The organism is Lactiplantibacillus xiangfangensis, from assembly GCF_001438845.1.
GTDB classification, from domain to species: domain Bacteria; phylum Bacillota; class Bacilli; order Lactobacillales; family Lactobacillaceae; genus Lactiplantibacillus; species Lactiplantibacillus xiangfangensis.
The window spans coordinates 12592-36190 of the sequence record NZ_JQCL01000033.1 but is presented as its reverse complement, the minus strand read 5'-3'; the positions used below and the strand labels follow the sequence as shown (position 1 = coordinate 36190).

General features: G+C 44.7%; 22 protein-coding genes. 20 read left to right on the top strand and 2 right to left on the bottom strand.

The window, feature by feature from the left end; all coding sequences use genetic code 11:
* Positions 1 to 102 precede the first annotated feature (102 nt).
* Positions 103 to 948: an alpha/beta hydrolase gene (locus IV64_RS03135; RefSeq protein WP_057705717.1), complete on the bottom strand. Its 846-nt coding sequence runs from the start codon at positions 946 to 948 to the stop codon at positions 103 to 105.
* A 1226-nt stretch (positions 949 to 2174) separates the two neighbouring features.
* On the opposite strand from IV64_RS03135, the gene IV64_RS03130 reads away from it, so the two are divergent.
* The 17 genes from IV64_RS03130 (at position 2175) to IV64_RS03050 (ending at position 18414) form a co-directional block, all read left to right on the top strand.
* Positions 2175 to 3455: a NupC/NupG family nucleoside CNT transporter gene (locus IV64_RS03130; protein WP_057705716.1), complete on the top strand. Its 1281-nt coding sequence runs from the start codon at positions 2175 to 2177 to the stop codon at positions 3453 to 3455.
* A gap of 267 nt (positions 3456 to 3722) precedes the next feature.
* A complete protein-coding gene (rsmG, locus tag IV64_RS03125) occupies positions 3723 to 4457 on the top strand; it encodes a 16S rRNA (guanine(527)-N(7))-methyltransferase RsmG (protein WP_057705715.1) in 735 nt (244 codons plus the stop codon).
* A gap of 17 nt (positions 4458 to 4474) precedes the next feature.
* Complete coding sequence (gene noc, locus IV64_RS03120) at positions 4475 to 5323, top strand: nucleoid occlusion protein (RefSeq protein ID WP_057705714.1); 849 nt, start codon at positions 4475 to 4477, stop codon at positions 5321 to 5323.
* 2 nt (positions 5324 to 5325) lie between these two features.
* Complete coding sequence (locus IV64_RS03115) at positions 5326 to 6093, top strand: ParA family protein (protein ID WP_057705713.1); 768 nt, start codon at positions 5326 to 5328, stop codon at positions 6091 to 6093.
* A complete protein-coding gene (locus IV64_RS03110; RefSeq protein WP_057705712.1) occupies positions 6083 to 6976 on the top strand; it encodes a ParB/RepB/Spo0J family partition protein in 894 nt (297 codons plus the stop codon). The genes IV64_RS03115 and IV64_RS03110 overlap by 11 nt, the downstream gene beginning before the upstream one ends.
* Positions 6977 to 7000: 24 nt before the next feature.
* Positions 7001 to 7192 (top strand): DUF951 domain-containing protein, encoded by a 192-nt coding sequence (locus IV64_RS03105; RefSeq protein WP_057705711.1) that lies wholly within the window; start codon positions 7001 to 7003, stop codon positions 7190 to 7192.
* Between the two features lie 29 nt (positions 7193 to 7221).
* Positions 7222 to 8322, top strand: coding sequence for a redox-regulated ATPase YchF (gene ychF, locus IV64_RS03100; RefSeq protein ID WP_057705710.1), 1101 nt, complete (start codon positions 7222 to 7224; stop codon positions 8320 to 8322).
* Between the two features lie 20 nt (positions 8323 to 8342).
* Positions 8343 to 9068 carry a DUF1129 domain-containing protein gene (locus tag IV64_RS03095; RefSeq protein WP_057705709.1) on the top strand — a complete coding sequence of 242 codons (726 nt, stop codon included), beginning with the start codon at positions 8343 to 8345 and terminating at the stop codon, positions 9066 to 9068.
* Positions 9069 to 9257: 189 nt separating this feature from the next.
* Positions 9258 to 10409 (top strand): IMP dehydrogenase, encoded by a 1152-nt coding sequence (gene guaB / locus IV64_RS03090; RefSeq protein WP_057705708.1) that lies wholly within the window; start codon positions 9258 to 9260, stop codon positions 10407 to 10409.
* Between the two features lie 781 nt (positions 10410 to 11190).
* Positions 11191 to 11880 carry a response regulator transcription factor CroR gene (gene croR, locus IV64_RS03085; protein WP_057705707.1) on the top strand — a complete coding sequence of 230 codons (690 nt, stop codon included), beginning with the start codon at positions 11191 to 11193 and terminating at the stop codon, positions 11878 to 11880.
* Between the two features lie 15 nt (positions 11881 to 11895).
* A complete protein-coding gene (locus IV64_RS03080; protein WP_057705706.1) occupies positions 11896 to 13056 on the top strand; it encodes a sensor histidine kinase in 1161 nt (386 codons plus the stop codon).
* Positions 13057 to 13120: 64 nt separating this feature from the next.
* Entirely contained in the window at positions 13121 to 14452 is a 1332-nt protein-coding gene (locus IV64_RS03075) for a serine hydrolase (RefSeq protein WP_057705705.1), read from the top strand.
* Between the two features lie 182 nt (positions 14453 to 14634).
* Complete coding sequence (locus tag IV64_RS03070) at positions 14635 to 15129, top strand: GNAT family N-acetyltransferase (RefSeq protein WP_057705704.1); 495 nt, start codon at positions 14635 to 14637, stop codon at positions 15127 to 15129.
* Between the two features lie 150 nt (positions 15130 to 15279).
* On the top strand, positions 15280 to 16065 hold the full coding sequence (locus IV64_RS03065) for an AzlC family ABC transporter permease (RefSeq protein ID WP_057705719.1): 786 nt from the start codon (positions 15280 to 15282) through the stop codon (positions 16063 to 16065).
* 19 nt (positions 16066 to 16084) lie between these two features.
* On the top strand, positions 16085 to 16435 hold the full coding sequence (locus IV64_RS03060) for an AzlD domain-containing protein (protein ID WP_057705703.1): 351 nt from the start codon (positions 16085 to 16087) through the stop codon (positions 16433 to 16435).
* Between the two features lie 82 nt (positions 16436 to 16517).
* Positions 16518 to 17234, top strand: coding sequence for a sulfite exporter TauE/SafE family protein (locus tag IV64_RS03055; protein ID WP_057705702.1), 717 nt, complete (start codon positions 16518 to 16520; stop codon positions 17232 to 17234).
* 277 nt (positions 17235 to 17511) lie between these two features.
* Entirely contained in the window at positions 17512 to 18414 is a 903-nt protein-coding gene (locus tag IV64_RS03050) for an HPP family protein (protein ID WP_057705718.1), read from the top strand.
* Between the two features lie 54 nt (positions 18415 to 18468).
* Here IV64_RS03050 and IV64_RS03045 read toward each other — a convergent pair whose 3' ends face one another.
* Complete coding sequence (locus IV64_RS03045; protein WP_057705701.1) at positions 18469 to 19668, bottom strand: SAM-dependent methyltransferase; 1200 nt, start codon at positions 19666 to 19668, stop codon at positions 18469 to 18471.
* A gap of 145 nt (positions 19669 to 19813) precedes the next feature.
* Here IV64_RS03045 and IV64_RS03040 point away from each other — a divergent pair, with 145 nt between their 5' ends.
* The 3 genes from IV64_RS03040 (at position 19814) to IV64_RS03030 (ending at position 23582) form a co-directional block, all read left to right on the top strand.
* The gene (locus tag IV64_RS03040) at positions 19814 to 20824 is read left to right on the top strand and encodes a hypothetical protein (RefSeq protein ID WP_057705700.1); all 1011 of its coding nucleotides are present in this window, start codon (positions 19814 to 19816) and stop codon (positions 20822 to 20824) included.
* Between the two features lie 379 nt (positions 20825 to 21203).
* On the top strand, positions 21204 to 22358 hold the full coding sequence (locus IV64_RS03035) for an ROK family protein (protein WP_057705699.1): 1155 nt from the start codon (positions 21204 to 21206) through the stop codon (positions 22356 to 22358).
* 150 nt (positions 22359 to 22508) lie between these two features.
* Positions 22509 to 23582 carry an AI-2E family transporter gene (locus IV64_RS03030; protein ID WP_057705698.1) on the top strand — a complete coding sequence of 358 codons (1074 nt, stop codon included), beginning with the start codon at positions 22509 to 22511 and terminating at the stop codon, positions 23580 to 23582.
* Positions 23583 to 23599 lie beyond the last annotated feature (17 nt).

The following is a 23599-nucleotide window of genomic DNA, read 5'->3' as shown; positions in this document are numbered from 1 at the left end:
TTGCCTAAACAATTTTAATTATTTGATTGTCTACTTGACACGGAGCCGCGCCTTTTTCTGATTGGCTTTTTGAGTTTTGTCATTGATATTGGAAACTGGCGGCTAATCAATAAAATCTTGAATCGCGTTACCAAGTTTCCAGCTTTCTAAAATGTGAGTATGACTAGCATGCCAACTGTGAATGACTGTCTGTTGGTAATTTTTAATGACAGGTTGGAAAATGCTTTGTCCGGCCAGGGCGCTTTGGATTGGCACGACGCCGTCCCCATTGCGGTGGCCTTTGGCGTTACCGGCAATTAGTAAAACCTTTGTTTTGGGATTAAGTGCTTTGCGTTTTTTAATTAATTGCGTCAAGTTGGCGGTTCGTTGGTTATGCTCAACCGGGTTAGTTTTTTGAGAGTTATAGCGCTGATCCGTCCCGTTAAACGCCGTTGCAATGGTAATTAAGTGCGCCGGTGCCAAACTAGGATCGGTATGTTCTAAGTAGTGGGTTGCAACGAGTCCCCCGTCGCCATAACAAACGAGGTTGTACTTATCAAAATGGTAATTTTCCTTAGCGGCAATGATGGTTTCCTTGATTAACTGTGACTTTTTAGTGGCAGTTAGCCCCTTAGATAGCACCAGCTTGAAGTAGGGCCGGTTATCACTGGTTCGAATCGGCCCATCAAATTTAATTTTGCCATTTGTAGAAATCTGGACGGTCGTCACCGGTTGCGAACCATTATTACGTTGCATCGTGGCGATTAATTGACGTTGCTGTTCAGCGTCCAGTGAGGTATCTAGTAATAACAGAACGGGAACCCGTTCTGTAGATGTCACCGTAATACTATCAACGTTGTGACGTGGCTTGCGCACCTGGTGCTGCCAGAGCATCGTGCCACCAATCACAGCTAATAAAGTTATCAACCAGGCCGTACCAACTAGTACTTGTTTTGTCGTTTCTTTCATAAAGTTATAACTCATCTTTCCGTAGAACGTTCCCTTTTAACTTAGCTTAGTCCCGTTGAAGTTGCAACCATCAATCGTGGTTTTACGGCTGAACACCAAGGCTCGGTTGCTTAAAGATGACGAAATTTGTTCAATCTAGGGGGAAGGTCGCATGAGACGCAAAAGACCCGACCAAAGATTTGGCCGGGTCTCCTTAAAGGTATCAGTCTTGTGCTCCGAACAGGGCAGAGACTGATGCTTTAAGATTAGATATGGTACTCAAAAAGCATCACCCCCTTTCATTAATTGTCAGTAGCTTAACGCCGTTTGCTTTCAGGGTCAACTAATTGGTTCGCAAAGTTGGTAAACGTTGTATAATGAACTTCCTTGGCAGGGGCGCCCGGTATTTTGGTTACCGGGTTCTTTATCAATAATGGTCGTGATCACTTCGGTGGTGACGGCCTTTCTTATTTTGGCTTGAAACGTCGTGTAGTCGCTTCGGCGTGCTGTGGGGGACGGGCCCCAGCCGAAGTGCGGTCTGGTCCCTCAAATCAGAGCCGATAACCCACGTCTCTGATTCGCCCCGCAATATCGGCCAAGCCCTGGCCAATATTGCCGGCACAGCATACCGATACCGCCCGCCTGCGCTGAACATAGCTTTGTCGTGGATATTGACTTAGATTGGCCAGGTAGTGGTCAAGCATGAAAAAAGCAGATGATTTCTAGCTTCTTAAAAGTGGCGCACATGGTTTAACTTTTTTGTTGTATGAGTGCTAGTGGTTATCGTCTATTTTGATTAGTGGGTTGTGATTATTTTTTGGGAGATAATTTTCCCGGGATGAACATATAGGAAACTTAGATTGAGTGACGTCGGGGAGAATTGGGTGCAGTGTCGGCAAGATTAGGCGGTGGTTCTCAGCCGGCTAATCTTGCGGGGCGCTTCAAAGACGTGGGGTATCGGCTTTGAAGCGAGGGAGCAGACCGAACTTTGGCTGGGACCAGCCCTCACAGCACACCGGTTCTCCCCGACGGAGTGGCTAAGCAAGCAGTGATTTTTCCACTAAACTACGGAAATCAATTTAAACTTTGGATAGCGCCACTCCGCTGATTGGGACGGTCTAATCCGGTTCTTAATAATTTCTTTAAAAATGCCTACCACAACTTTCCTGAACATGGTAAATTAGTAAAGGTAGTTTTTTTGTAAACTTTTTGTTTTATCACTTATTTAGGGAAGAGGGATTATTCACATGATCTTTAACTTGGTAGTTAATATTATTGGGATCGTGGTATTCATTGCGATTGCCTACTTATTCTCCAAGCAAAAGCACGCTATTCATTGGCGCTCAGTTGGTATCATGTTGGTACTAGAAGTCTTGTTAGCATGGTTCTTGACGGGTTCACAAGTTGGGGTCGACGCAGTTAAGGCTGCCGCCGACGGATTCACTTGGCTCGTTAACGTTTCGTATGAAGGAATCTCGTTTGCGTTGGCCAGCTGGGTTAATGTTAAACAGATGGACTTTGTAACGAGTTCGTTATTACCAATCTTATTGATTGTGCCATTATTCGATATTTTAACTTATATCGGCGTATTACCATGGATCATTAAATGGGTTGGCCGTGGGTTAGCTTACATTACGGGCCAACCTAAGTTTGAATCGTTCTTCGTTGTCGAAATGATGTTCTTAGGTAACACTGAAGCCTTAGCCGTTTCACAGTTACAATTGAAGCAAATGAAGGCGCAACGTAACTTAACGATTGCGATGATGTCGATGAGTTGTGTGACGGCGTCAATCTTAGGGGCTTACATCAAAATGATGCCTGGTCAATTTATCTTGACCGCGGTCCCAATGAACGTCTTAAACGCAGCAATCATTGCGGCAATTCTGAACCCCGTTGAAGTGAAACCGGAAGAAGATACAATTGCTAAAATTTCCGGTAGCTCAGCCGTTGAAGAAACGACTGACACCACTGAAAGTGGCTCAGAAGATTTAGCTAGCGAACAAGTTAAGCAAGCTAAACCAGCCCGCGAACCATTCTTCTCTTTCTTAGGTGATTCAATTTTAGGCGCCGGGCGCTTGATCTTGATTATCGCAGCGAACGTTATCGCCTTCGTTGCCTTGGCTAAATTAATTGATAAATTATTAGGTTTGATCAATCCAAACCTTTCACTAGAAAACCTGTTTGGGATTATTATGTTCCCATTTGCTTGGTTGCTTGGCTTCAACCCACACGAGGCTTTCCAAATGGCATCGTTCATGGGGACGAAGTTAGTTACTAACGAATTTGTTGTCATGGGGGAAGTCTCCAGTAAGGTTAACACCTTTACGCCGCATTTCCGCGCCGTCTTGACGGTCTTCTTGACATCCTTCGCGAACTTCTCGACGATTGGGATGATCATTGGTGCCTTTAAGGGGATCGTTGACCGTGAAAAGAACGACTTGATCTCACGGAACGTTGGTTACATGCTTCTTTCTGGGATCTTGGTTTCACTCTTATCAGCTGGGGTCGTTGGCCTCTTTGTTTGGTAGGAATTAATTATAATAATGATAATGAGGCTTCGGACAGTTTGTTCGGAGCTTTTTTTAGTCTCATTGTATTCGAAAAAATTCCAATCAAAATGAATCGTCTAAGGGGACGATAAACCTAGGCCTTTCAAGGGGTTGGCGTTGGTAAGCAATCAGGCTCGTGCATTGATTTTAACCCGCATTTACGTTAAAGTTATGAGGTGACGTGAAACATTCAAGTTGTTTCACAAGTGTAAGGTAAATGCGACCTTAATTAAGGAGCTTTTTGATATGAATCCAGAAGAATTTAAACGGGCGTTGGTGAGTCATGGGATTGACCTGACGACCCAGCAGATGGCCCAGTTTGCGACGTATTTCAAACTACTGATTGAGACCAACCGGCAGTTTAACTTAACGACCATTACTGCCGAGCCAGAAGTTTATCTCAAACATTTCTATGACTCAATTACGCCGGCATTCTACGTGCCAGCACTACGGGAACAACCATTAACGATTTGTGACGTAGGGGCGGGTGCCGGTTTTCCGTCAATTCCACTGAAGATCGTCTTTCCACAGTTACAAGTGACGATTGTGGATTCCCTCAATAAGCGAATCAATTTCTTGCAACAGTTAGTGGACCAGCTAGGGTTGACTGACGTGCAATTGTTCCACGATCGCGCAGAAACCTTTGCGGGTAAGAAGTCAGCTCATCGTGAAGCGTATGACGTGGTCACGGCGCGTGCAGTGGCCCGGTTGTCCGTTTTAAGCGAATTATGTTTGCCATTAGTTAAAGTTGGCGGCCAGATGGTGGCTTTAAAGGCGGCTAATGCAAGGACGGAAACGGCTGAGGGCGAGTACGCTGTCAAAGTCTTAGGTGGTAAAATCACCGAGGATGAAGCGTTTAAGTTGCCTGAAACAGGCGACCCACGGCATATTATCGTCATCGATAAAAAACAGCCATCGCCAAAGCGCTATCCGCGCAAACCGGGAACGCCGGCAAAACAACCGCTAACGGCTAAGGCATAGGTTGGGGAGGTAATGACATGGCATTTTCTTTGTTTGGTTCTAATCGTGATAAACATAAGGAAGTTGAGGCGCAAAATACGACTCAGCAAATTGTGCGCATTCCGGTAACCGCCATTATTCCTAACCGGTTCCAGCCACGTCAGATCTTTGACGAAGGTGGAATTGCAGAGTTAGCCGCAACGATTGCCGAACACGGGTTGTTACAGCCAATTGTGTTGCGGGAGTATGAACCTAAAAAGTATGAAATTATCGCCGGTGAACGGCGCTTTCGGGCAGTCACATCGTTGCATTGGGCGGACGTGCCCGCCATTATTCAGAAGATGGATGACGGTGAAACGGCGTCGATGGCGTTGATTGAAAATTTACAACGTCAAGATTTAACGGTCATTGAAGAAGCAACGGCGTATCAAGAGCTGATGAAGCTAAATACGTTGACACAATCCGCTTTGGCCAAGGAGTTGGGGAAGAGTCAGTCGTTTGTTGCGAACAAACTGCGACTGTTAAAGCTGGCCCGTCCAGTCCAACAAGCGTTGCTGGAACGCAAAATCAGTGAGCGTCACGGTCGGGCGTTGTTACATTTGACGATTGACCAACAAATCGTGATTTTGAAACAAGTGTTGGCTGACCAACTAACGGTCAAGGAAACGGAACAGTTAGTCGCAAAACTGCAAACACCGCCTAAGCCGAAGAAAAAACGCGCCCGGGGGCTGACTGGCGACACCCGGATCGCTGTGAATACGATAAAAAAATCTATTAAAATGGTGACCGATGCCGGGATGCCCGTCAAAACGCATGAAGAAAATACGGAAGACGGCTACCGAATCACGATCGAAATTCCAAAAAATCAACCAAGGGGTGGTAAGTAGTTATGGGAACCGTAATTGCACTCGCTAACCAAAAGGGTGGCGTTGGCAAGACCACGACCAGCATTAATTTAGGTGCTAGTCTCGTGGAATTAGGCCAAAAAGTATTGTTGATCGATACCGATGCGCAAGGAAACGCAACTAGTGGCTTGGGCATCCAAAAATCAGCAATCGAAAATGAAATTTATGACGTACTGATCAACGACGTTCCCATTAAAGAGACGATTATCCCAACGAGTCATAAGGGCTTAGACATTGTGCCGGCCACGATTCAGTTATCAGGGGCCGAAATCGAATTAACACCGATGATGGCGCGTGAAACCCGGTTGCGGGATGCCATCGATGACGTGAAGGGCGATTATGACTTTATTTTGATCGACTGTCCCCCTTCGCTTGGTTTATTGACGATTAATGCGTTTACCGCCTGTGATTCGATTTTGATTCCGGTTCAAAGTGAGTACTACGCTTTGGAAGGGCTAAGTCAGTTACTGAATACGGTCAAATTAGTGCAGAAGCATTTTAATAAGCAACTAAGAATTGAAGGCGTATTGTTAACGATGTACGATGCCCGGACGAACCTGGGTGCGCAAGTTAATGAAGAAGTTCGAAAGTACTTCAAGGACGCCGTTTATAAGACGATTATTCCACGGAACGTTCGTTTGTCGGAAGCGCCAAGTCATGGCCTTTCAATCGTTGATTACGATATTCGTTCAAAAGGTGCGCAAGTTTACTTAGCATTAGCAAAGGAAGTGTTGGCCGCCCATGGCAAGTAAAGATAAGGATCAAAACAAAGCACTCGGTCGCGGAATCGGGGCCCTGTTTGCCGATGTTGATGAACCGACTAGTGAAGAAGCCGTCGTTGATCTGAATTTAACGGACATCCATGCCAACCCGTACCAACCACGCCAAAAGTTTGACCAAGCGGCGTTAAAAGAACTGGCTAGTTCCATTAAGAAATCCGGTGTCTTTCAACCAATCATTGTGCGTCAGCCTGATGTAGAAGTTAAGAAGTACGAAATCATTGCTGGTGAACGACGTTTCCGGGCGTCTAAGCTCGCTGGTCAGACGACGATTCCAGCCATTGTGCGGGACGTCACCGAAGAACAAATGATGGAAGTCGCCGTGTTGGAAAACTTGCAACGCGAAGACTTAACTCCGTTAGAAGAAGCCGAAGCGTACGATTCTTTAATGAAAAAGTTGAAGTTAACGCAGGCGGAAGTTTCCAAGCGCTTAGGTAAGAGTCGACCATACATTGCGAACTACTTACGGTTGTTGGGGTTACCAACGAGCGTTAAGCAGATGATTCAAAAGGGGCAGTTATCGATGGGGCAGGCCCGGACGTTACTGTCGTTGAAAGACAAAGCTAAGTTAGCGCCACTAGCGAAACGAGCGGTTAAAGATAATTTGACCGTCCGGCAATTGGAACAAATCGTGGCACAGTATAATGGTGATACGAAAAAAGCGGTCAAGAAACCGGCCGTTAAAAAGTCCCCTTATATTCGGGCGAGTGAAGAACAACTCCAGGAAAAGTTTGGGACGGCCGTTTCAATTCAAGCCAAGGCAAATAAAAAGGATCAAGGGAAAATCGAGATTCCGTACTTGTCGAATGACGACCTGACGCGGATTTTAGAAATTCTGCACATTGATTTAAATTAATTTATTTATAAAGGGGCGTTGCGCATGTATGATTTAGGTGATATTGTCGAAATGAAGAAAGCCCATCCATGTGGTGTGAATCGCTGGGAAATCACGCGAATGGGTGCCGACATTAAGATCAAATGTACCGGATGCGGTCACGTGGTCATGATGCCGCGCCGTGAATTCAATAAAAAGTTAAAAAAGGTTTTGGAAAAGAAAGCCAATCAAGCTTAATTATTTAAAAGGAAGAGTGAATAACCGATATGGCACTTACAGCAGGTATCGTTGGGTTACCAAACGTTGGTAAATCCACATTGTTTAACGCAATTACAAAGGCGGGGGCCGAAATGGCCAACTATCCATTTGCGACGATCGATCCAAACGTGGGGATGGTTGAAGTTCCCGACAAACGATTAGACCGAATCCAAGAACTTATTCCCGCCAAGAAGGTCGTTCCTACGACCTTTGAATTTACCGATATCGCCGGAATCGTTAAGGGTGCCAGCAAGGGTGAAGGACTTGGTAACAAGTTCCTTGAAAACATCCGTCAAGTTGACGCCATCGTGCACGTGGTTCGTGCTTTTGATGACGACAACATTACCCACGTTACTGGGAAGGTTGACCCTCAAGACGATATTGAAACGATTAACTTGGAACTTAGTTTGGCTGACCTGGAAGCCGTTGACAAGCGTTTTACAAAGGTTCAACGTGCGGCTAAGGGGAGCGACAAGGAAGCTAAGGCCGAATTAGCCGTTCTTGAAAAGATCAAGCCAGCTTTGGAAGCGGGCAAACCCGTTCGTTCTTTGGAATTCACTGAAGATGAACAACCAATTGTTCGCGGTCTGTTCTTATTGACCTCAAAGCCCGTCTTATACGTGGCTAACATTGCGGAAGACGACATGGCTGATCCAGAAGGTTCTAAGTACTACAAGATCGTTGAAGACTACGCTAAACAGGAAGGTGCCCAGGCAATTGGGGTCGCCGCTGAAACTGAAGAAGAAATCGCTGAATTGGATGACGATGATAAGGCGGACTTCTTAGCTGCTGAGGGCGTTGAAGAACCTGGCTTGAATAAGCTGATTCGGGCTTCTTACAAGCTCTTAGGCCTAGAAACCTTCTTCACGGCTGGTGGCAAGGAAACCCGTGCGTGGACCTTTAAACGCGGAACTAAGGCGCCTCAAGCTGCCGGAATTATTCACTCAGACTTTGAACGTGGGTTTATTCGTGCCGAAGCAATGTCTTACGATGCCCTGGATGAAGCTGGGTCAGAAGCTAAAGTTAAAGAAAATGGGAAGTTACGGTTGGAAGGTAAAGACTATGTCATGCAAGATGGTGACATTGTTGAATTCCGCTTCAACGTTTAAGCCGAAAGGAGAACATACTCGTGAGTGAAAGTGAAACTTCAAAAACACCCCGAAATGCGGCGGCTGGCGCTAAGCAGATCAAAGCTGCTGAACGGCCAATCCAAGAAGCAACGGAATTAACGAAACGGAATGCCGAGTACATGCGGCAGATGCGTAAATCGTTAAATGATACTAAGTTGAGCGGTGAAAAGAAAAAAGCCGTCCTTGATGAAATGACGAATACGTTATTAACGGAACAAGGTCGCGGGACCACTGCGCGCCAACTCTACGGGACCGTTCAAGAACGGACACAAGAGATCGTTGATCCGAAGAAGACGCCGGTTGAACAACAACAAGCTAACTATTGGATTTCTTCGTTAGATAGTGGACTGATGTTATTCATGATTTTCTGCTTGATGTACGGAATCATGGGCTTAATCGGTTCAGATACGCCAAAGAGCTCTCAAGGAGCGATGGGCGTTACGGCCATATTATTGACTTCTGTTGTTGGGGGTCTTGGGGTAACGAAGTTGTTCCAATACCTCGTACCAGTTAAAGGACAACCAAAAGTTTCGCTATGGAAGAAAATTGGTTGGTCAGTTTTAGCCGTTGTCGTATGGATGTTTGTCTTTGCGACGGTCTCATACATTAAAGGACCATGGAACCCAATTTTACCAGGAATCGCCTACTTAGCGATTGCAGTTGTAGTGTTCTTCGTCCGGATGTGGCTAAAACGTCGTTACAAGATTACAACTAGCCTGTTTTAGGCTGTCTGCAGAACTCGGAAAATTCCGGGTTCTTTTTTGTAAAGGTCTAGTTAATATTTAACTGTAAAGCGTCAAATTACGGGACTTTGTAAAATAAGAATTTTCTGAAATTCTTGCGTGTCGCTTGCATTTGCCCTGATGTTTTGTTACCTTTACAGATAAAATAAAATCATAAGGAGCTAACGTTCAATGTCTAATTGGGATACAAAGTTTGGGAAAAAAGGTTACACGTTCGATGATGTACTATTAATTCCGGCTGAAAGTCATGTTTTGCCGAATGAAGTCAACTTGGGTGTCAAACTTGCGGATAATTTGCAACTGAATATTCCAATTTTGAGTGCGGGGATGGATACCGTTTCTGAATCCGCTATGGGAATCGCTATGGCTAACCAAGGTGGCTTAGCTGTTATCCATAAAAACTTAAGCATTGAAGCACAGGCCGGTGAAGTGGCGAAAGTTAAGGCCGTTGAAAAAGATGACCAACACCCACACGCTGCCGTTGATGCGAACAACCACTTATTGGCTGTCGCTGCCGTTGGGGTGACTAGTGATACTTTCGAACGGGCTGAAGCGTTATTTACAGCCGGTGTTGATGCCATCGTGATCGATACGGCGCATGGCCACTCTGCTGGCGTGTTACGTAAGATCAAAGAAATTCGCAAGCACTTCCCAACGCAAACGTTGATTGCTGGGAACGTTGCAACCGCTGAAGGCACCCGGGCATTATTTGATGCCGGCGTTGATGTCGTTAAAGTCGGCATTGGTCCTGGTTCAATTTGTACGACCCGGATCGTTGCCGGTGTTGGGGTACCTCAATTGACAGCCATTTACGACGCTGCTAGTGTTGCACGCGAATATGGCAAGCCAATCATCGCCGATGGTGGGATCAAGTACTCTGGTGATATCGTGAAGGCCTTAGCAGCCGGTGGTAACGCCGTTATGTTAGGGAGCATGTTAGCCGGAACCACTGAAGCACCTGGTGAAGTCGTCTTTGACGATGGTCGCCAATACAAGTTCTACCGTGGAATGGGTTCCGTTGGTGCCATGTCACAAGCGCACGGCTCTTCTGACCGTTACTTCCAAGGTGGCGTTAACGAAGCTAACAAGTTAGTTCCTGAAGGTGTTGAAGGTCGCGTCCCATTCAAGGGTAGCGTCGATGACATTATCTTCCAAATGCTTGGTGGGTTACGCTCAGGGATGGGTTACGTTGGTGCTAAGGATATCGATGCGCTGATCGATAACGCACAGTTTGTTGAGATTTCTGGTGCGGGCTTACGTGAATCACATCCACATGAAATTCAAATTACGAAAAATGCCCCTAACTACTCAGTTAACGGCTAGTCAAAGTTAAATCAAAAGGCTGAAACGATTTTCGTTTCGGCCTTTTTTAGTGGACACACCATTTAGATATTAAAATTGAAAAGCGCGTGCTAAAATACGGTTAACAAGCACGGTCTCAGTATAGGCGAACGGACACCACTCGTTCGCTTTTTGTCGGGTTAAACGGGTTTTCGCTGAGCGAGTGCGGTATGATTAAGTTATTAGTTCGAAGTAGAAGGGCGTACCAGTACCAAAACTACTGATAGGCAGTCACGTATGACCTAGTCCGGTTGCCGCTGATAACATGCGGTCGTGGGACCAGGTTAAGCCTGAGGAGCGGTCTTAACCTTCGCCCAGGGCAGTCGCCAAAAACGCAACTGCCCTGGACCGTCCGTGATGGAAGACCAGAAATGCACCGGCCTTCCACCACCTTCACGACCGATGCTATCAGCGGCAGCCTCCGATTATTTAATGAATTTGGATCAACAATGCCAAAAAAATGTAATTTAGCGGAGGCGGCAGAATTAGTGTGCAGTGTCGGCAATATCAGACGGTGGTTCTTAGCCGACTGATATTGCGGGGCAGTTCAAAGACGTGGGCTATCGGCTTTGAACTGAGGTGCCAGACCGCATTGTGGCTGGCGCTGTCCCCCCACAGCACACTGGTTCTGACCGCTGGAGCGGAAAAGTAAATTGATTAAATGGTAATGGGATTTTAAGCTTTCCCTAAAAAGGCACGTGAAGTGTTAAGTTGAGTTAACTTTTTGATAGAATGAAACCAGAATGATTTAAGGAGAAATATTATGAAAATTTTAGTAGTCGATGATGACAAAGAAATTGCGCAACTATTAGAAATTTACATCAAAAATGAAGGTTACGAACCAATCAGTGCCTATAACGGGCGCGAAGCGTTAACTAAATTGAATACGAATCCGGATATCGCATTGATGATCTTGGATATTATGATGCCCGAAATGGACGGGATTCAAGTAATCAAAGAAGTGCGGAAAGATTCACAGTTACCAATCTTAGTGTTATCAGCTAAAACGGGCGACATGGATAAGATTCAAGGCTTAATTACTGGTGCCGACGATTACGTGACGAAGCCATTTAATCCGCTAGAAATTATGGCGCGGGTCAAATCACTATTACGGCGTTCAGAAAATAACGTAACGACCACCGAACCGGATGTCTTGGATATTGGACCGTTGACCATCAACAAAGATTCCCATGAAGTGAAGACGTTGACGGGCAAAGATATTCAATTAACGGCGCTGGAATTTGGAATTTTATACTTACTGGCGAGTCATCCGAACCGGGTCTTTTCTGCGGATGATATTTTTGAACGAGTTTGGCAACAGGAAAGTATCGTGTCTGCCAAGACGGTCATGGTGCACGTGAGCCATTTGCGCGATAAGATCGAAGAAGCAACTGACGGCGAAAAGGTTATCCAAACCGTTTGGGGCGTCGGTTATAAGATTGAATCACGCTAACAGTGAGGTCAGCTTTTGAAATTAACAGGACGCGAAAAAAGTGAATTATTTTTTGAAGGAGTAGTCACAGTTATTCTGCTACTCCTTTTAAACTTGTCGATCGTTGTACTGATCAACAGTGCCATTGCGCATAATCCAGGTCTTCAAAGCGGGATCTTTCAAATTAAACGCTCAATCAAACTGGGACCGGCGAATTACCAACTATGGAGCTATGAGAACCTCTTCATTGTTCTGATGTTGATTGCGGACGGCTTTGTTTTGTATTGGCGCCTGATTCGGCGTTATAAACAGATGCAACTACGGCACATCATTAGCGAGCTGCACTACATTGCGGCGGGCCATTTTGACCACCGGATTGATTTTAGCCTGACTGGTGATACGCAACGGGTCGTTGAAAGTGTTAATGCGCTTGTCGATTCGGCCATCCATTCAATGGACGAAGAACGAGAAATTGAGCGCTCAAAAGATGCGCTGATTACCAACGTCAGCCACGATATTCGAACGCCGTTGACGTCGATTATCGGTTACTTAGGCCTGATTGAGAACAAGCAGTACCAGTCGGAAGAAGATCTGGTCAAGTATGCGCACATTGCATATTTGAAGGCGACGCAGATGAAGTCGCTGGTTGAAGACCTATTTGAATATACGAAGGTCCGTCAGACCGAAACGCCACTGAACATCAACCGGTTGAATTTAACCGCGATGTTGGAACAGTTGGCGGCTAGTTTTGAATTGGAAGCTAATAAGAAGAACATGACGGTCGAAGTCGAGAGTGGTGACCAACCGATCTACTTGGAGGCGGATGCCGAAAAGTTAGGTCGAGTTTTCAATAATTTAATTGCGAATGCCTTTAAATACGGGACGGGTGCTAAGCGGATCATCTTACAAGCTGAGCAGCGTAACCAGGAAGTTGTGATCCACGTCGCTAACGACGGCCAGCGGATTCCGGCCGAAGCACTGGGCCGGTTGTTTGAACGGTTTTATCGGGTCGAGGAATCACGCTCCAAGGCAACCGGGGGTTCTGGACTAGGGTTGGCGATTGCGCAGAGCATCGTTCAGCATCACGGTGGTTACATTTACGCGCAAAGTGATGATGAGCTGACCAGCTTTGTCATTCACTTACCAGTCGATCATGACCATCCGTTAACAAAAACTAAGCAAGAAATGACAAATTAGCTTGTTTCCATCGAGCAATTTATTTAAACTTAGACTTAGCATCCAAGAAAGGGATAATTGAGAAATGAGATTTGCAGGAAAGTTCAAGAAAGTTATGATTGCCCTCGTTGCGGCAGTCACATTTAGCACCACGGGATTAGGCATTGCGGGAGCCAATATTCAGGCGCAGGCGGCTAGCACGCCGTCAATTTCTGCAAAGGCGGCCATTGCGGTTGACGCATCGACTGGTCAAGTTTTGTACGATAAAAACAGTACGAAACCAATGGCAATTGCTTCAATGACTAAGATGTTAAGTACATACTTAATATTGCAGGCGATTCACAAAGGTAAATTGTCTTGGAATCAAAAGATCAGTGTCAGCAAGGCCGTTGCTAAAATGAGTCAAAACAAGACTTATGCGAACGTCCCATTGTTGTCGACCAAGACGTATTCAGTACGCCAATTATATAATGCGACTGAAATTTACTCTGCTAATGCAGCGGTTACGGCGTTAGGGGACGCCGTTGCCGGGTCACCACATAAATTTGTCGACATGATGAAGAAGACGGCTAAGTCTTGGGGCATCACGGACGCAACGATTATTAACGCCTGTGGGTTGACCAACAAAGAAGTCGGCAGTGATATTGGTTACAGCGACGTTGCTGGCAGTACCGAAAACATGATGTCAGCCCAAGATATCGCGACGGTAGCGAAGAAGTTATTGACGGATTACCCTGAAGTTTTGAAAACGGCAAGTATTGCCCACGCTTGGTTTGGAAAAGGAACGAGTTCTGAAACTAAGATGGACAACCGGAACTACATGTTAAAAGGGCTAGTTAAGCACTATTCCGCTTTACCCGTTGATGGTTTAAAGACTGGGACTTCGACTAAAGCTGGAAACGCCTTTACTGGAACGGTTAAGTTCAGCAATGGTAACCGGATTATTACGGTCGTCTTGCACGCGGGTTCTGCAAGTGACAACGGAACGGAACGGTTCACGCAGACGGCACAAATTATGTCGTACGTCTTCCACAACTACACCACGACGACGATTGCCAAGTCAGGTGCAATCAAGGGTGTTAAGACTGCCGATGTGCAGGATGGTAAAGCGTTGACGACTAAGTTAGTTTCCAATGATGCCGCAACTAAGATCTATTTGCCAACTGGTACGGATGCCAGTGCCGTTACTGGGAAAGTTAGCTTGAAGAAGGCCGCTACTACGGATGGCAAGATTCAGGCACCAGTTAAAAACGGTAAGACGGTCGGGACGGCTAACTTGAGTTTGAGCAAGAAGCCAGTTACGGTCGTTAACGGGACGAAGAGCAGTACGTTGAAGCTGAACGTAACTCCAAAGAGTTCAATTGAAAAAGCCAACATTTTTGTCCGCATGTGGCGGGGAATCAAGAGTTGGTTCTAAAAACTAACGTTGTGCGTTGAAACTGTGGCGGGCAATGACTAAGAACGAGTGTTGAACACGTGCGACGTGGTTGGCACTCGTTTTTATTTAGGAAATTGCGTTAGCTATGAAAAACTGATGTAACCCTTTCCAAAAAAATGTATAATAAAAATGATAGTACCAATTAGAATGGAGGAGTCGTCATGAGCATGACGTTACGGTTGGCAACGATGTCTGATTTGCCAATCATTATCGATATTTATAATCAAACAATTCCCAGCCATGAAGTGACTGCTGATTTAAAACCCGTGACGGTGGACCAACGCCGAGCATGGTTCCTAGAACATACGCCTGAACACTATCCAATGTGGGTCGTACTACTAGATGAGATGGTTGTTGGGTGGTTAAGCTTTTCACCGTTTTACGGTCGGGCCGCGTACGCTAAGACAACTGAAATTGCAATTTACTTGGATCGCAGTGTCCAGGGGAAGGGACTTGGAAGTCAAGTCTTAAAACAGGTGCCGATTCAATTAGCTAAAGTCGGATTAACCGCCGTAATTGCCAATATTTTCTCAAGTAATTTGCCAAGTATTAAATTATTTAAGAAATTTGGCTATGAACAGTGGGGATTTTTACCAGCTGTTGCTGAACTGAACGGTCGTTCCAACGACTTAGTGATTATGGGAAAGCATTATTAATGAGAAATGCCAATTATAAACGCTTACAACTAAGGAAATAACGAACAATCTAACTTTAGGTGGTAGGATTGCTATAAAAAACATGTTAAAATTAAACCCGAATGTCTAAACAAATAGACATCAATAATGTTGCTTGAATTCTTTACTGGTATGGTACTGGAGGCATTCTTGGTGAAAAAGAACGAGCCAAATTGGTTAATGGTATTACGGACGGTAATGCCACTTGGACTCAGCTATATTCCCATCGGATTGGCTTGTGGGGTCCTCTTACACGCGGCCGGGTTCAACCATTTACTGACGGCATTGATTTCAGTGATGGTCTTTTCCGGTGGTGCTCAATTTTTGATTGCATCGATGTTAACAATCAACGCACCGATGACGACAATTATTTTGATGATGTTTTTCTTGGAATTACGCTACGCCCTGTTAGGGTCCAGCTTATCACGCTACTTAAAAGGACAGTCATTGCCATTTATTCTCACGTTTGCGTTCTCAATGAACGATGAAAATTACGCGGTGAACTATTTGAAATTTGCGACGGATAAGCATTGGAAGCCAAAACAGGCGTTGCTTGTTGAACACTACTCACTTATTTTTTGGACAATCAGTAACATTATCGGGAGCTTAATCGGTAGTGCGTTGACGATCAATCTAAAAGTGGTGGATTTTGCGTTGACGGCACTGTTTATTTATATGGCAATTATGCAAACTAAGAGCCGTTTAATCATTTTGGTGTCCGCAATATCCGGTGTCTTAACAGTTTTCTTCCTCGTTCTGATGAAGAGTACGCTTGGGTTAGTGGTAGCGACGCTGATTGCATCGTTGACCGGCTACTTCATTGAACGTTACTTAATGGAACATAAGCCAGAAAGTCATTTACTATATAAGGTTCACGATCCAACGCGACAGTCCGCGATGGAAGAATCCGATGAGTAAGGCGTAGAGGGGTTTTCTTATGCAATCAGTTAGTTCGATGACCAGTATGGATCATTTTTTATTAATTATTTTCTGTGCGATTGTGGCCTTTATCCCGCGGTTTTTCCCGCTTTTGTTTTTCACGAAGCGCGCAATTCCGGAGTGGTTTAACGAATGGATGCGGTTTGTGCCCGTCTCGCTATTTACGGCCCTAGTTGTCAAAAGTGTTTTTATCGACAGTCGGTATCACATCATGACGACCGGTAATTTAGGAATGATTATTTCCGCAATTCTGGTTGGCTTCGTTGCGTATCGGACGCGTTCAATGACGTTGTCGGTTGTGATTGGCTTAGTCTCAGTCATGATACTTGTCTTAGTATTTCACATTTAAAAATGTTAGCAAGGAACTGGAATAAGTACCGGTTCTTTTTTTGTAGGCACTAAAACGGGCGTTAGAAGGGATGGTTGGATCAATGACATGGTTGCTTGTGGTACTTCCGGCACTGTTAGCCGGTTTAGTTCAAGGCTTGACGGGGTTTGGTGCGGCCATTATTATGATGATTTTTTTACCCCAACTGTTACCAATCAATCAGAGTGCTGGCGTTGCGGGGCTGATTATGTTTGCGAGCGTTGTCACGATGACTTTGCGTTACCGGCACCATATCCACATTAAACGAATCATCATCCCGTTTATTGTCTACGCAAGCGTTGCCGCCTGGTCCGTGCATTTAGGCCAGACGTTGGACGTTCAGTTACTACGCAAACTACTCGGTGGGTTACTTGTGGGTTTGGCGGTGTATTTTACGTTCAGTCGCCGCGAAACTACCAAACGCTATCCGTGGTGGGTTGCGGGGATGTTCATGGTTGTTTCAGGATTCTTCAACGGCTTATTCGGGATTGGCGGCCCGTTGATGGCGTTATACTTTTTGTCCTTGGCAAAATCAACGGAAGACTATATCGGCAATTTACAGGCCTTCTTTTTGGTTGACGTTTTCTACATTACAACCGTGCGAATCATCAATGGGATTGTGACGGTTCAATTGGCACCGTATATTTTGATTGGGATGGTGGGCGCCTTCACGGGAACGGCGATTGCCGCACGCATCTTGCCTAAATTACCGATGGCGACGGTGAAACAATTAATTTATATTTTTATCGGCATGAGTGGCGTTTATTACCTGTTTTTCTAAGACTTTATTTCTGATTGTTGCAATTCAAATAAGTAGTCCCAGTTGCGTTAGTCTGAGTATTGATGTCATAGTCCTTAACATCAATTTCACCTTGGGGGCTGTTAGTCAATGATTTCTTTTGAAAACGTTGCCAGGGGTGCAACTAATGTTAGTTAGTAAGCGAACCTTTTGGAAACACCAGTATTCTATGTTACAATGCAAGTCGTTTGCTAATGATAACTATAATAGATTTAATTTCATATAAGAAAGGAATATATTGCTTTTGAACCACACAGAAATGCGACGTCGTTATGCCATGGGATTACTATTTATTTTAGCCATGGTCGCCATTGCAACTATTTTAAACGACTCAGAATTAATCTTGCCAGAAATTGGGGCCCTGACTGCGGGGACGTGGGTGTACCGGAAACCGACCTGGATTCAGAAACCCTACAAACTCTTTTTAGTGCCATCGGGAACGGCGGTGATTGGCTTTTTAATCAACCGTTTGCCGTGGGACTACCCGGTGAAAGTATTGGTTGGGGTCGGCTTAATGCTCTTACTGATGAAGGTATTACGGTCGAACCTAGCGCCAGCTTTTGCGACCGGGTTGTTGCCAATTATTATTAACGCGACGCACTGGTCATTTATCGTCGCCATCTTTTTTTGGACGCTCAGCTTAATGGCTGGCGTTTACTTACAACGTGAGCCCCGAATGAAAGCTAAAGATCATACGATTCGACCGTTACAGATGCTAGGCTTCCTGACACTAATTGTCTTGTGGGTGGTCGGCGTCTGGCTATTAGGCCGGCCCCAAATGGCGGCGATCCCACCAGTGGTCGTGGTGTTATTTGAAGCCATTCAAAATACTGATTATTCGTATAAGATGGCAATTCGACAGTGGGTTGCACTGACCGGCGCCGCTAGTCTTGGTGTTGGGGTGCATTGGTTAATTGCCAGCTGGTTACTGGCTGCCTTAGTCACGTTACCGCTGGTTTACCTACTGCTAGGAATTTTGAAAATTAAATTACCAGCGGCGTACGCCTTTCCGTTGCTGGCACTAGTTTTGCCGGCAACGATGGAAGCAACGCTACCGTTTGCGGCGGCAGGTTCCGCGGCCCTATTCTTAGGCGCCCTCGTTAGTTATCGCTTTTTAGCAAACTGGCTGCCAACCTTACAGACTGACGATGATCAAGCGTAAAAAAATAACTCAGTGAAAACCAATTATGGTTTTCACTGAGTTATTTTAGTTTAATTAAGCTTCTTTAGCGGCTACCGTGTTGTCATCGTACATGTATTCACGGGTCATTGGTAAGTTCCGTGAAGAAGGTCCTTTAGAAACGAGGTACTGCATAACGTCGATGTTTCCTGATTGGAAGGAAGCGGCGCAGGCTTGTAAGTAGAGGTCCCACATCCGAGTAAACCGTTCGCCCATCTTGGCTTCAATGGCGCCACGTTTGGCGTTGAAATTGTCGTCCCAGATTTCGGTCGTCCGTTGATAATGACGACGGAGGGTTTCAACATCGTCGACCTGTAAGCCAGAGTCAACGATATGTTGTAAGTTTTCGGTCATGCCGGGAACGTAGCCACCTGGGAAGATGTATTTATCTAACCAGCCGTTAGTAGCGCCACCTTGTTGACGGGTAATCCCGTGAAGTAAGGCAACCCCGTCGTCTTTAAGGTAATGCTTAACTTTGTCAAAGTACATCGCTAAGTTATCCTTACCCACGTGTTCAAACATCCCAACACTGGTGATGTAGTCGTAAGTTTCGCCGCCTAATTCGCGGTAGTCTTCAAGGCGAACTTCCGCAACGTCACTTAACCCTTCATCTTGGATCCGTTTGGAAACTAAGTTGTACTGTTCTTGTGAAAGGGTAATCCCAACTACTTTTAAGTCGTATTCCTTAGCGGCAGTTAACATTAAGGTTCCCCAACCACAACCAATATCGAGTAACGTCTTACCGGGTTGTGGATTTAATTTTTGAATGATGTGGTGAACTTTATTGATCTGTGCGGTTTCTAGACTGTCGTCCTCATTCTTAAAGTATGCACAAGAATAAGTTAAGGTCGAATCCAGCCACATCTCGTAGAAGTCGTTACCAACGTCATAATGGCTCTGAATATCTTGTTGGCTCTTCTTTTCCGAGTGTGATTGTTTAGGCATGAAACGCTTGAACTTGGAATTGTTAAAGAAACTTTCAGCGGATTCATAAGCGGATTCAATCAGCTTTTGAATACTACCTTCAATTTCGATTCGACCGTCCATGTAAGCTTCCCCTAAAGCAATCGAAGCATTCTTCGTAATTTCGCGCATCGGAATGGCTTCCTTGAAAGTCACCGTTACTTCTGGCGTGCCTTCGCCATAAGTTTCACTACTACCATCCCAGTAGTTTACTTTAACTGGGATATTGAAGGAGTGGCTCAACAAGGTGTGGTAAAAAGTCTTTTCTAGCATTAGAATAAGGATCCTTTCTTCATAAAATACAAACATTATTATACGCCTATGAAAATGGTTTTGTAAGCACAATGCATTTACGGTCAAATGAGTAAACATGTTATAATAGAATAATCGAAAGAAACAATTCATTGGGGGTGTCGTTATGAAAAAATGGATATGGGTGGTTGTGGCCGTAGTTATTGCGGTTGGTGTCGGTGGTTACTCGTACACACGTTACCGGCTTCAGGAACAGTCGTACACGACTGAAATGAAAGCTGGTAAGGAAGCGTTGCAATCCAAGGATTACACGCAGGCAGAAACCAATTTTACACATGCGAGCCGAACGAAGGCAAACGATACGACGGCCCAGCGTTACTTGACCCAGACACAAACTTACGTTGGTGGACAAGAATCATTAAAATCGCGGCAATTTAGTGCAGCCAAGAGTGCGTTTAAGACGGTTAATACGACTAAAAACGGTTCAACGGTATTGGTCAGCCGCTCTAAGGAACAGTTAACGGCACTCAAAAAGGTGTTAGCAAAACGCAAAACTTATAAGAAACAGTATCAAAGCGCTCTTGAGTTGAATAAGGCAAATGAGTTTACGGATTCAAATGGGATTTTGAAAGTCATGTTGCAAGACGCAACTTTGAAGCAGAATGCTTATCAAGACATCTATAAACAAGCTCAGGACCTTCAGAAACAGAATAACGCTTCACTTAAGGCGCTTACCGGTGGGACACCGATTAAGAACAGTGCGCAGAGTGCTACGAGTAGTGATAGCAGTACGAGCCAGAAAGATGTTGCTGGGAGTAGCAGTGGTAATAAAGCCAAGACTGGTTCTAATGCTAAGTCAACGGTTAGTGGCAAGTACAGTGATGCTCAAATCAAGTCGACTCGTTCTGAACTGAACGAAGCTGGGATGGACGACAGTAACTATAGCGATGCCCAGGTCGAAGCTATTTTGAAACGTGCGTCTGAACAACACATTTCCATTGCTCAGGCTGCCAAGACGGGCAGTTATAGTGCGGATCAAATTCAGGCAACCCGTTCAGAATTAGACCAGGCTGGGTTTAACAGCAGTAGTTATACGGACTCACAGGTTGAGGCCATCTTACAACAGGCGTCAGCACAGCATATGTCGATTGCCCAAGCGGCTAAATCATTGCAATAAATATAGCTAGATTAATAGGGGTATGGAAGCATACTTAACAATCACCGGTGAAACACCTACTTTTAGGTGTGAATCGGTGATTTTTTTATAAAAACTGTTATAGAATGTATCTGTAAGGACGGATGCTTTTCGTTCTACGTTGTAGTTTAGATTCATGGGGGCGGTCGGTTTATACCAAACAGGGGCATTTTTTTAGCAGTTTAATGTCAATATAGGTATAAAATTGACTATTTTGTGTACTATTTTTGTTTGATGCTATAGAATATTAACAGATTAGGGGGTTAAGGTGACCATCGTGGCGACCGGATCGATGGCAGGCCAGATTAAGTAATCTGACAAATAATGATTCGGTGGACGACTGTGAACACCTAGATTCAGAATGATTATTAATAAACACGTGATGCGTAGTACCAATGAGAAACAAGTGCTGCAACAGGTTATTAATGAGGGACCAATTAGTCGAAGTCAAATTTCACGGAATCTGAGTTTAAATAAGGTGACCGTTTCGGATATTTACAATCAGTTATTACGGACTGATTTTATCAAGGAAATCGGTTGTGGTGTCAGTACGAAAAATGGTGGCCGCAAACCTGTAATGGCTGAACTGAACGTCAACTACGGATTTGTTGCCAGCATCGATTTATCTGCCGATGCAGTTAAACTCATGTATTCACGCTTAAATGGTAAGATTTTACATTTCCAAAGCTTTAAAACGAGTGACATGACCCTAACTGACGTCATCGACTTGATTGAAGATCAGTTACGTAACGTTGATGATTACGGCACGGTCAACGGTTTGATGGGGGTTTCCATTGCCCTAGATGGCATCATTTATGAAAACAAAATTTTGAAGACACCAATTAAGTGCTTAGCAAACTTTGATTTGGCTAAGTATCTCCGTGACAAATTACGGATGCCAGTTATGCTTGAAAAGAAAGCAAACTTAACGGCTGTATTTGAACGGGATTTCCACGACAATGAAATTTTCAACAACGTGGTTTCAGTGGTTGTCCGTGATGAAATCCACGCGGGGATCGTGGCGGATTCACGGTTATACTCTGGTCACGAAGGTGAAGCAGGGGAAGTCGGGACGGCTTTATTAGAAGACCGGCACCTTGATAACCATATGGAATCAGTCAACGACTATGCGTCTGAAAAAGCGCTGTGGGCACGGCTAAAGGCGATTAAGCACGTTGACCGGCTGGACTTAACCGCGGTCAAGCATGATTACATTAATCATGATCCGGAAGTAACGAAAGTCTTTAATGACTTTGTTTACTACTTATCCAAGGTTATTTCCAACGTTAGCACGGCGTTTGCACCGGACGTGGTCGTTTTGAACACGACGGTCTTAGAAATCTTGCCACAGTTATTAACGAATATCCGGGACATGACTTCTAAGATGTCTTCACCAAGTCGGCAAGTACCAATTATTGCCACTAAGAACGTGCAATCAGCGGCCTTGTTAGGTGGGGCTTCCGTCATCATCCATCAAGCCCTTGGTTTGGAAAGTTTGAAAATGCATTTTTCATAAACAACTGAATGTAACATGAAACGAACGTGTGAAGTTTATTGGCTTGCCAATGACTTTACACGTTTTTTGCGTAATAATCGCTGACTTTTCATTTTTATTAATTTGTTTTTCCGTTAAAATGGGGGTAAGGATAATAGAGGGGTGGAGCTTTTGGAACTTTGGACACAGTTTGTCCACAACGTGCGGTTACGTCGGGCAAGCGTGCTGGTACTAATGGTTGTGATGTTATATCTGGCATCCAGTATGATGAGTATTATTTTGTTAACGTTTATTTTTACATTTTTAGTGACGCGACTCGTTCGGACAATCCGTAAATGGGTCAAAATTCCACCGACCATGATTGTCATTACCGTCTACGCACTGGTGGTGCTAGGCATGTATTTCGCGGTATCACTATACTTACCACAATTAATTAAGCAGACATTTTCAACGTTTGAATCGGTCTACCGGTTTTATCAAAATCCGTCGCATGACACGAACCAAGTATTGACGTGGGTCACGTCGTACTTGCAGGATTCTGATATTTTGAAGCAACTAAAAGGTGGGATTACGGTCGTTTTCCAATACATTACCAACATTGGTAATATGGGCTTAACGTTCTTCTTGTCGTTTATTCTTAGTTTCTTCTTTACCGTAGAAGATCGACAGATGCGGGCCTTTTCCAAGCGGTTCTTAACGAGTACCTTTGGTTGGTTCTTTCAAGATGTTTATTACTTTGCCAAAAAATTTGTGAACAGTTTCGGTGTGGTGTTGGAAGCACAGTTCCTGATTGCCATTGTGAACACGGTGATTACGGTCACGTTCATGGCGTTTCTGAACATGCCACAGTTGATCAGTTTAGGATTAATGATTTTTCTATTGAGTTTAATTCCGGTTGCTGGAGTCATTATTTCACTGGTGCCACTAAGCTTAATTGCGTACTCGGTGGGTGGCTTCCGCTACGTGGTTTACATGGTAATCATGATTGTGGTCGTCCATACGTTAGAGGCGTACGTGCTGAATCCCAAATTTATGTCGAGCCGAACGGAGTTACCAATTTTTTACACGTTCGTGGTCTTGCTCGTGAGTGAGCGCCTATTTGGGGTATGGGGCCTGATTGTTGGGGTGCCAATTTTTAATTTCATCTTGGACATTATCGGGGTGAAACCGGTTCACGGATTGCATCCGCAAATTAATCTGAAAAAAACAATCACTTTTCACCCGGACTCTGAAAATAAGAACTGATATTGTTTTGATTTTTC